A 9435-nucleotide genomic window follows, 5' to 3' on the forward strand; every position below is an offset into this window, starting at 1 on the left:
TGCATGCGGCCGTGAGGCCGTGATCGCGGCCGTTCCGGCACGCGCCGGGTAGCCGGCGCCACACGCTGTTTCCGCTGGCCCGCGCAAGCCGCCGCCGCCGGCCCGGCGAGCCGGATCAGAGGCCGCGGCTTCCCGTGCCTCCCCCACCGGTATTCCTCCGTCAGCCCTGTCCGCATATCATGCGCACATCGCGCACCTGCCGGCCGCAGGCGCCGCCGCTTCCGACGCGGCGGTGCGTCTGCCTGCACGGCGCAGCACACAGGGATTCTCGATGGACACCAAACGATCGCGGCCGGGCCTCGTCGCCGCGCTGCTCTGGGCGGCGCTGTATCTCGCGACCGGCTATATCTCGCACGAGTTCAACGGCCCCGTCCGGCTGACGGGCTACATCTGGCTGCCGGCCGGCGTGACGGTCGGCGCGTTCATGCTGCGGCCGATGCGCGAATGGCTGACGCTGGCCGGCGCGTTCCTGGCCGGGCAGCTCGCGCTGACCGGCATCGAACACGGCAGTCTGGTCAACGCGGTGCTGTTCACGGTGGACGAGGTCGGCGCCGCCGCGCTCGCGGTGTGGCTCGTCCAGCGCGTGCGGTTCTCGCTCGAAGGGCTGTATTTCCTGCGCTCGGTGATCCTCGCCGGCCTGATCGCGGGCGTGATCGGCGCGATCGGCGGCGCGGCGTGGTACACGGCGGTCAAGGGCGCGCCGTTCCTCGACGTGTGGTCGGTGTGGGCCGCGTCCGATTTCGTCGGCGTGCTGCTGGTCACGCCGGTACTCGCGTCATGGTCGCGCTTTCGCGCGCACCGCTCGGGCGACCACGAGCGCTTCGACCTGGTACTCGGCATCGTCGCGTTCGCGCTGCTCGTGATCGGCGCACTCGTGATCTTCGACGGCGACACGTCGAAGAAATTCGGCACGGGCGCCGGCTTTGCGCTGACGTATATCCCGCTGTTCCTGACCGTCGCGGTGACGCTGCTGCTCGGCGGCCGCGCGGGTTCGTCGTCGGTGCTGGTGCTCGCGCTGATCGTGATCGAGCAGACCGCGCAGGGCGACGGCCCGTTCGCGTCGTTCCATGAGCACTACGGCAGTTCGCTGCTCGAGGCGCAGCTTTACCTGGCGGTCGCGTCGCTGCTGGTGCTGACGGTGAGCACGCTGAAGACGACGCGCGAGCGCGTGCACGAGCATGCGGCGGTCCTGCAGAACAACATGGAACTCGCGCTCGCGAGCGCCGGCCAGATCGCGTACGTGCTCGATCCGGAATCGGGGCGGATCGAGTGGAGCGGCGACGTCGAGCGCGTGTTCGGTGTCGGCGTCGACGCGGCGCAGATCGCGAGCGTGTCGCTCGTGCTCGAACGTGTGCAGCCGGGCGACCGCGATGCGTTGAGCGACTACTGGAACGCGGAGATCGCCGGCGAGGATCGTGCGTCGCTGTCGCTGCGTATCGTGCAGCGCGACGGCGGCACGCAGACGATCACCGATCACGGCGCACCGTTGCTCGACTCGAATGTCGACGTGACGGTGGTGGCAGGCGTCTGGCAGCTCGAGCGCGTGTGGCCAGCGGACGAATGAGCGGGGACGCGTCATGACGGGCCGCACGGGCGTCCTGCTGATCCACGGGCTCGGCGGCACGCAATACGATCTCGGTTCGCTGCACAAGGCGGTGCGGCGCGCGGGCGGCGATACGCACATGATCACGCTGCCGGGGCACGGCACGCGCCCCGAGGATCTGGTCGGCGTGCGCGCGGAGGCATGGCTCGACGCGGTGACCGAGCAGTATCGCGCGCTGGAGAACGAGTACGACACCGTGCATGTCGCGGGCATGTGCATGGGCGCGCTGGTCGCACTGCTGCTGTGCCATCGCGTGCAGCATGCGCGCGGCCGGCTCGCGCTGCTGGCCACGCCGGTGTTCATCGACGGCTGGTCGACGCCGTGGTACCGGGCGCTGCGGCATGTGCTGTATCGCGTGCCGGGTGTCGCGGAGCGGATGCGCGTCGAGGAAGGCGATCCGTTCGGCATCAAGAACGCGACGATCCGCGCGATCGTGAAGAAGAAGTTCGAGCGCGAGGACAGTTTCCACTATGCGTGGGTGCCGCTCGCGTGCGTGCGCCAGGTCGACCGGATGCGCGACTGGGCGCACGAGGCGGCAGCCGGCACGCCGTGCGCGACGCTCGTGCTGCATGCGCGCGAGGACGAGCTGACGAGCCTGCGCTCGGCCGATTTCCTGCTCGCGAAGATGCCCGACGCGCGCGGGATCGTGCTGGAGAACAGCTACCACATGATCTGCGCGGACAACGATCGCGACGACGTCGCGCGCCACGTGCTCGAATTCTTCGGGTTCGATCCGGTGCATGCGGTCAGCCCGGCGATGGCGCGCAGGATGGGGCGGATGGCGCCGTGACGAACGCTTACGCCGCTTCCGGGGGATGCGCGATCCGCGCCCGGATCTCGGGCGACGCAAGACACGTGGCAACCGCTTCGTAGCCGGGTGAGCCCGGGTAAGGCGCCACGCGCGAAGGCGGACTGTGATTGGCCGGGCACAGGATGATCGCTTCATGCGGGCCGACCGCCGACAGGTCGAGGATCGCCGACGAACGCGTCAGCAGGAACAGCGGCCGCATCCCGGCGGCGGCCTGTTCGCGCAGACGGGCAATCAGTGCCTGTTGCGTGGGGCGATCGAGATCCTGTTCGATCATGTCGACGACCCGTGTGCGCGGGCCTTCGGCTTCGAGGGCGACGAGCAGCGCGGTCAGCGCCGCCGACGGCGTCGCGCCTCGGGCGACGAGCGCTGCCGATGCACGGTCGACGCGCGACTTCAACGCAGGATCGGTGCGCAGCACGTCGCGCGCCGCCGCACCGTCGTGTTCCAGCCGGTCGAGGCCGACGAACGCGGCGCCGGGTAGCGCGTCGGCGAGCCGGAGCGCCAGCCGCGTCTTGCCGCTGCCGAGCGGGCCGATGATGTAGTTCAGCGGCCGGATGTCGCGACACTCGAACCACTCGCCGCCCCACGGCCACGGCAGGCTGAATGCCACGCCGTCGCTGCTGTCGTCGACGAGCCGGGCCAGTTCGCCGTCGGCCGGCATCCGGCCGCGCGCGAGGCCGGCGCGGATTGCGTGTACCCGATCGACCTTGCGCACGAGATCCTGAATCCCGTGATCCAGCGCCGCTTCGTGAGCGGCCAGTGCGTCGTCCAGGCTGCGCGCGTCGCCGTCGAGCACGCTCGCCACCTGCGCGAGACCGAGGCCGAGTGCGCGCAGCGCGGCGATGTCGGCCGCGCGGGCGAGATCGTCCGGGCCGTACGCACGGTATCCGGCCGGCGTGCGTTCCGGCGTGACGAGGCCGTGCCGCTCGTACAGCCGCAGCGCCTTGATCGAGACACCGAGCCGCGCGGCGGCGGCCGACGCGTTCAAACGGGGCGTGGACGTGCTCATCCGTCACCTCTCCTTGCTGTCGATTCGTTGCGCTCAGCATAAAGGCGATCCCAAGGGCCGGGTCAAGCGAGCGTGCATGTGCGATGCACACAAGGTGTCGGCCGGAAATCGGAGGCCGGCGGCGGCCCCTTTCTCGCCGCGCCGCGCATCTGGGAGAATGCGGCCGGGCCGATTCACGGCCGGCGCCGACACGGCGCAGGATCCGACAGGTGGGAAATTGACCGACAACGAAGAACTTTCGCTGCACCAGGAGAGCCGCTTCTGGCAGCTTGCGCCGGTGAAATGGTGGATTCGCGGGCACGGCCGCGACGGCTATTCGTTCCGGCTGCTGCTGTGGCCGCCGGTGATCGTGTTCGTGCTCGAATTCCTCTGCATGATCTTCGATGCGCTGTACACCAGCATCGGCATCAGCGCGGTCGCGACGCTGTTCCTCGGTTTCGCCGGATACCATGGCGCGCAGCGCGAATGGCTGGTGCCGTCCGCGACCACGCGCGCGCTCGTGAAGGCACGCATGAAGAAGGCGGCCGAGCGGTTCTCGTCGCTCGGCGTGGGCGCGACCGTGCTCGCGATCTTCGTCGCCGCGACGTCGCTGTCGCTCGTGATGTCGGGTCAGGCGGTGCTGGACAGCGTATCGAAGGATGCCGTGTCGATCTTCATCGCGCTGGTGTTCCTGCCGGTGTACGTGTCCGGCGCGGTGCGCAAGCTGGCGATCGCGCGGATCGAGGAACTGGAGGCGCTGCGCAACGCGACCGTCGGCACCCGCCTGAAATTCGACCGGGCCGGCGCGGTGCGCGCGGTCGTCGTGCAGGGCGCGGCCGGGCAAGGGACGGTGTCCGTGCTGGAGTACACGGTGCTCGGGTTCAACCCGCCGCTCGAACAGGTCGGGCGCGAACCGCACGGGGCGCGGTAAAGGCGGGCGCCAGGTCGGCCGTAAAGGCGATGCCTCAGGCCGGAAAGCGCGCGTGTTCCGGCGCCGGCGTGAGGTTGTCGGGCCACTGCACTTCGAACAGCGTGCCGCCCGTGCGGCTCGGCATGCAGACAGCTTCGCCATGATGCGCATGGGCGATCGCCGCGACGACGGCGAGCCCGAGGCCGCTGCCGCCCGGCTGCGTGTCGTCGGCGCGCCGGAAGGCCTTGAACACGTGCGGCGCGAAATCGGCCGGGATGCCGGGGCCGTCGTCTCCGACGCGCAACCGGCACATCCCTTGTTCGATGCGCGTCTGGATGCGGATCGCGCCGGGCACCGCATGGCGCCGCGCGTTTTCCAGCAGCGCCAGCAGCGCCTGGCGGATGCGCACCGGGTCGCAACGCATGCGCCGCGTGTCGAGATCGAGCACCGGATGCTGGCCGGCGGCCCGCAGCGCCGGCTCGAACATGTCGACCACCGCACGCGCATCCGACGCGAGATCGGTGTCGCGGATCTCGATGCTCAGGTGGCCGCTGTCCGCGAGGCTGACCACGCGCAGATCCTCGATCAGCCGCGTCAGCCCTTCGACCTGCCCGAGCAGGCTGCGGAACTGCGCTTCGTCGGGGGTGAACACGCCTTCGGCGAGCCCCTGCAGGCGCCCGCGCAGCACCGTGACGGGCGTGCGCAGCTCGTGCGCGATCGCCGCGTTCCAGAGCGCCTGCTCGTTGGTCACGCGCTGCAGCTCGCTGGCGAGCGCGTTGAAGTTGTCGGCGAGCAACGCGGCTTCGTGCAGCGAACGGTCGCCCGCGACGGCGCGTGCGTCGAGATCGCCGCGCGCGACGCGGCGAATGCTTTCGGTGACCGAATTGAGTGGCACGAGGATGCGGCGCGCGAGATTGACCGCGACCGCGACCGACAGCGCGAGGCCGACCGCCGTGGTCGCGATCAGCCAGGCCCATTCCGGCCCGGTCGGCAGCAGGTTCTTCGTGTTGAAATGCGCGGGCCAGTAATTGAACGCGATGTAGTAGAAGACGGTGGCGGTGAGCACCATCAGCACGGTCACGCCGAACACCATGCCTGCCATGGTCAGCGCGATCTGCCGGCTCAGGCCGTCGAGCTTCATGCTCAGCTCCAGAGCTTGTAGCCGACGCCGCGCACGCTGACCGGCACACCCTGCACGCCGAGGTCGTCCAGCTTCTTGCGCAGCTTGCTGACGTGGCTGTCCACCGTGCGTTCCAGCGCGTCGCCTTCCGGCAGGCAGGTGGCCATCAGCTCGGCGCGGCTGAACACGCGCCGCGGCGCGCGCGCGAGTTGCGCGAGCAGCTTGAATTCGGTGAGCGTCAGGACGAGCGTGTGCCGTTCGCTGCCCACTTCGAGCGTGGCTTCGTGGTGTTCGAGATCGATCTCGAACGGCGCGACCCGCAGCACGCGCTGTTCTTCCTGGCGCGCGCCGGCCATCGAGCGGCGCAGCACCGCCTGCGCGCGCGCCACGACTTCGGCGGGATTGAACGGCTTCACCACGTAGTCGTCGGCGCCGATGCGCAGGCCGGTGAGCTTGTCGATGTCCTGGTCGAGCGCGGTCAGCATGATGACGGGCGTGTCGCCGCGATGACGGATTTCGGCGAGCACCTTCCAGCCGTCGACGTGCGGCATCTGCACGTCGAGCAGCACGAGGTCGGGCTTGAGCTGCAGGTGCAGCTCCAGTGCGCGGCGGCCGTCGGCGGCGTGTACGGTGCGCAGGCCGCCGCGCGCGAGATAGGCGGTCAGGATCTCGGCGATCTCGGGTTCGTCTTCGGCGATGAGGACGAGCGCCTGGGCGTTCTGGCCGGCGCCGGGCGATGAAGAAAATTCGGGCATGGCCACTCGTTCAGATCCATCAGGGGGTTCCGTCAGGTCGCCATACTACCGCACGGCCGGCGCAATCGAACGGAGGCGGGGGACAGCGCGGCGCGACGCGATTCGCGCCCGGCCGACGGATGTCCCGCCCTTGCCTGCGTTTGTAAAGAAGCTACGGCGCCGGCATCCGGCGACGCGTGCCGGTCCGGCACGCGTCGTCGGACTCAGATGTGACCCAGCAGCACGAGTATCACGACGATGATGACGATCAACCCGACCGAGCCCGACGGCCAGTAGCCCCAGCTTCGGCTGTGCGGCCACGCCGGAAACGCCCCGATGAGCAGCAGAATCAGAATGATGATGAGGATCGTACCGAGCATCGCACCCCTCCTGACGTCGTGAATGGACGGTGCCTCCCGCCGCAATTCGTGTGCCGCGGCGGGGGCGGCCGAAAGGCGGCGCAAGCGCACGGTTGGAATGCCTGAAATTCACCCGATGAATACCCGCCGATTCAGAAAATAAAGTTTGAAAATGCATCCCCGCCCCCTATGCTGAATCCTTCTGATCTGGCGGGCATGCGATGGCTGAACTTTTTCTGGTACGGCACGGGCAGGCGTCCTTCGGCACGGACGACTACGACCGGCTTTCCCCGGCGGGCGAGCAGCAGGGCGTCTGGCTCGGCGAATACTTTGCGCAGCAAGGCCTGGCGTTCGACCGCGTGATCTGCGGCACGATGAACCGCCACGCGCAGACGGTCGACGCGATCCTGCGCGGGATGGGCCGCGAGGGCGCGGAGATCGACCGCCATCCCGGCCTGAACGAATACGACTTCCACGGCCTGTTCGCCGCCGCCGCGCACGACTACCCGGACATCGCCCGCCTCGCGGCCGGCTCGATGAAGGAGCATTTCCGCGCGCTGCGGCAGGTGCTGCAGCTCTGGTCGGAAGACAAGCTCGGCGATTCGGCCCCCGAGACCTGGGCGCACTTCCAGCAGCGCGTGGCCGATGCCCGCGCGGCCATCCGCCACGGCGGCGGCCAGCGTGTGCTGACGGTGAGCTCCGGCGGCCCGATCGCGGTCACCGTGCAGCAGGTGCTGGCCGCCCCGCCGTCGAGCGCGATCGCGCTGAACCTGCAGATCCGCAACAGCAGCCTTTCGCAGTTTTTCTTCAACGCCGATGCATTCCACCTCGCGTCGTTCAACGGCATCCCGCATCTGGAGGATCCCGAACGACACGCGCTGCGAACCTACGGCTGACCCACGAACGATCGCGACGATGACGAACCCTACCCAGCAACTCGACGTAGCCCGCCTCACGCGCTATCTGGAAGCGCACGTGCCGGGTTTCGAAGGCCCGGTCGACACGGAGAAGTTTGCCGGCGGCCAGTCGAATCCGACTTTCCTGCTGCATGCGAAGAGCGGCCGCTACGTGCTGCGCCGCCAGCCGCCGGGCGAACTGCTGAAATCCGCGCACGCGGTCGACCGCGAATTCCGCGTGCTGAGCGCGCTGTCGGGCACCGCGGTGCCGGTCGCGCATCCGTATCACCTCTGCGAAGACCGCGACGTGATCGGCAGCCTGTTCTACGTGATGAGCTTCGAGGACGGCCGGATCTTCTGGGATCCCGCGCTGCCGGAACTGCCGAAGGCCGATCGCGCGGTGTGCTACGACGCCTTGCTGCAGACGATGGCCGCGTTGCACGACGTCGATGTCGACGCGGTGGGCCTCGCCGACTACGGCCGCCCCGGCAACTACTTCGAGCGCCAGATCGGCGTCTGGACGAAGCAGTACCGCGCGGCGGAAACGGAGCGCCTCGACGCGATGGAGACGCTGATCGACTGGCTGCCGAAGGCGTGCCCGGCCGACACGGGCCGGCCGACGCTGGTGCATGGCGATTTCCGGATCGACAACCTGATGTTCGCGCGTGACAGCTATCGCGTGCAGGCCGTGCTCGACTGGGAACTGTCGACGCTCGGCAACCCGCTCGCGGATCTCGCGTACTTCTGCATGTGCCTGCGGCTGCCGTCGGGCGGGCAGGTGCGCGGGCTCGCGGGCCAGGATCGCGCGGAACTCGGCATTCCCGACGAAGCGGCGATCGTTGCGCGTTATTGCGAGCTGCGCGGCATCGAGCCGATCCGCGACTGGCATTTCTACCTCGCATTCAGTTTCTTCCGGCTCGCGGCGATCGCGCAGGGCGTGAAGGCGCGCGCGCTGCAGGGCAACGCATCGAGCGAGCAGGCGCTGCGCGTCGGCGCGATGGCCGGGCGTCTCGCCGAGATGGCCGTCGGCGTGATCGACGCGCAGCGCTGACATCGCCGGGCACGACACCACATCAATGGAGGAGCACAGCAACATGGCAACGAATCTGTTCGACCTGACGGGCAAGATCGCACTGGTGACGGGCGCGAGCCGCGGCATCGGCGAGGAAATCGCGAAACTGCTCGCGGAGCAGGGCGCGCACGTGATCGTGTCGAGCCGCAAGCTCGACGACTGCCAGGCCGTGGCCGACGCGATCGTCGCGGCGGGCGGCCGCGCCGAGGCGCTGGCCTGCCACGTCGGGCGCCTGGAAGACATCGCCGCGACGTTCGAGCATATCCGCGGCAAGCACGGGCGGCTCGACATCCTCGTGAACAACGCGGCCGCGAACCCGTATTTCGGGCACATCCTCGATACCGATCTCGCCGCTTACGACAAGACGGTCGATGTGAACATCCGCGGCTACTTCTTCATGTCGGTCGAGGCCGGCAAGCTGATGAAGGAACACGGCGGCGGCGCGATCGTCAACACGGCGTCGGTGAATGCGCTGCAGCCGGGCGACCGGCAGGGCATCTACTCGATCACGAAGGCGGCCGTCGTCAACATGACGAAGGCGTTCGCGAAGGAATGCGGGCCGTTCGGCATCCGCGTGAACGCGCTGCTGCCGGGGCTCACGAAGACGAAGTTCGCGGGCGCGCTGTTCGCCGACAAGGACATCTACGAGACGTGGAAGGCGAAGATCCCGCTGCGCCGCCACGCGGAACCGCGCGAAATGGCCGGCACCGTGCTGTACCTCGTGTCGGACGCGGCGAGCTACACGAACGGCGAATGCATCGTCGTCGACGGCGGCCTGACGATCTGAGCGCGCGATGAAGATCGACAGCTACGCCGGCCAGGCCGTGATGATCACCGGCGCCGCGAGCGGCTTCGGCGCGTTGCTCGCGAGCGAGCTCGCCGCGATGGGCGCGCGGCTGGCGCTCGGCGACCTGAACGGCGAGGCGCTCGAACGCGTGGCCG

At 69.0% G+C, this 9435-nt stretch carries 11 protein-coding genes; 7 read left to right on the forward strand and 4 right to left on the reverse strand.

Going from position 1 to position 9435, the window contains the following annotated elements; translation table 11 throughout:
- Positions 1–271 precede the first annotated feature (271 nt).
- Positions 272–1564 carry an MASE1 domain-containing protein gene (locus tag DPV74_RS11600; RefSeq protein ID WP_027790065.1) on the forward strand — a complete coding sequence of 431 codons (1293 nt, stop codon included), beginning with the start codon at positions 272–274 and terminating at the stop codon, positions 1562–1564.
- 13 nt (positions 1565–1577) lie between these two features.
- Positions 1578–2393: a carboxylesterase gene (locus DPV74_RS11605; RefSeq protein WP_091924822.1), complete on the forward strand. Its 816-nt coding sequence runs from the start codon at positions 1578–1580 to the stop codon at positions 2391–2393.
- 7 nt (positions 2394–2400) lie between these two features.
- On the opposite strand, the gene DPV74_RS11610 is transcribed toward DPV74_RS11605, so the two are convergent.
- A complete protein-coding gene (locus DPV74_RS11610) occupies positions 2401–3423 on the reverse strand; it encodes a MerR family transcriptional regulator (protein WP_119337202.1) in 1023 nt (340 codons plus the stop codon).
- A gap of 217 nt (positions 3424–3640) precedes the next feature.
- Between DPV74_RS11610 and DPV74_RS11615 the strand changes: the two genes are divergently transcribed.
- Positions 3641–4333 (forward strand): hypothetical protein, encoded by a 693-nt coding sequence (locus DPV74_RS11615; protein ID WP_119337207.1) that lies wholly within the window; start codon positions 3641–3643, stop codon positions 4331–4333.
- A gap of 34 nt (positions 4334–4367) precedes the next feature.
- On the opposite strand, the gene DPV74_RS11620 is transcribed toward DPV74_RS11615, so the two are convergent.
- The 3 genes from DPV74_RS11620 to DPV74_RS11630 form a co-directional block, all read right to left on the reverse strand.
- The gene (locus DPV74_RS11620; RefSeq protein WP_060172416.1) at positions 4368–5453 is read right to left on the reverse strand and encodes an ATP-binding protein; all 1086 of its coding nucleotides are present in this window, start codon (positions 5451–5453) and stop codon (positions 4368–4370) included.
- A gap of 2 nt (positions 5454–5455) precedes the next feature.
- On the reverse strand, positions 5456–6187 hold the full coding sequence (locus tag DPV74_RS11625; protein WP_027790060.1) for a response regulator: 732 nt from the start codon (positions 6185–6187) through the stop codon (positions 5456–5458).
- A 203-nt stretch (positions 6188–6390) separates the two neighbouring features.
- Complete coding sequence (locus DPV74_RS11630) at positions 6391–6546, reverse strand: DUF3309 family protein (protein WP_081066121.1); 156 nt, start codon at positions 6544–6546, stop codon at positions 6391–6393.
- 200 nt (positions 6547–6746) lie between these two features.
- Between DPV74_RS11630 and DPV74_RS11635 the strand changes: the two genes are divergently transcribed.
- From DPV74_RS11635 to DPV74_RS11650, 4 genes are all read left to right on the forward strand, one after another.
- Positions 6747–7421, forward strand: coding sequence for a histidine phosphatase family protein (locus tag DPV74_RS11635; RefSeq protein ID WP_119337203.1), 675 nt, complete (start codon positions 6747–6749; stop codon positions 7419–7421).
- 19 nt (positions 7422–7440) lie between these two features.
- Positions 7441–8472, forward strand: a complete 1032-nt coding sequence (locus tag DPV74_RS11640; RefSeq protein WP_060318355.1) for a phosphotransferase — start codon at positions 7441–7443, stop codon at positions 8470–8472.
- Between the two features lie 43 nt (positions 8473–8515).
- A complete protein-coding gene (locus DPV74_RS11645) occupies positions 8516–9280 on the forward strand; it encodes an SDR family oxidoreductase (RefSeq protein WP_027790057.1) in 765 nt (254 codons plus the stop codon).
- A gap of 7 nt (positions 9281–9287) precedes the next feature.
- On the forward strand, positions 9288–9435 hold a 148-nt coding region (locus DPV74_RS11650; RefSeq protein ID WP_119337204.1), incomplete at its 3' end, for an SDR family NAD(P)-dependent oxidoreductase.

The sequence above is a fragment of the Burkholderia sp. HAN2018 genome (assembly GCF_024704855.1).
Taxonomy (GTDB): Bacteria; Pseudomonadota; Gammaproteobacteria; order Burkholderiales; family Burkholderiaceae; genus Burkholderia; species Burkholderia cepacia.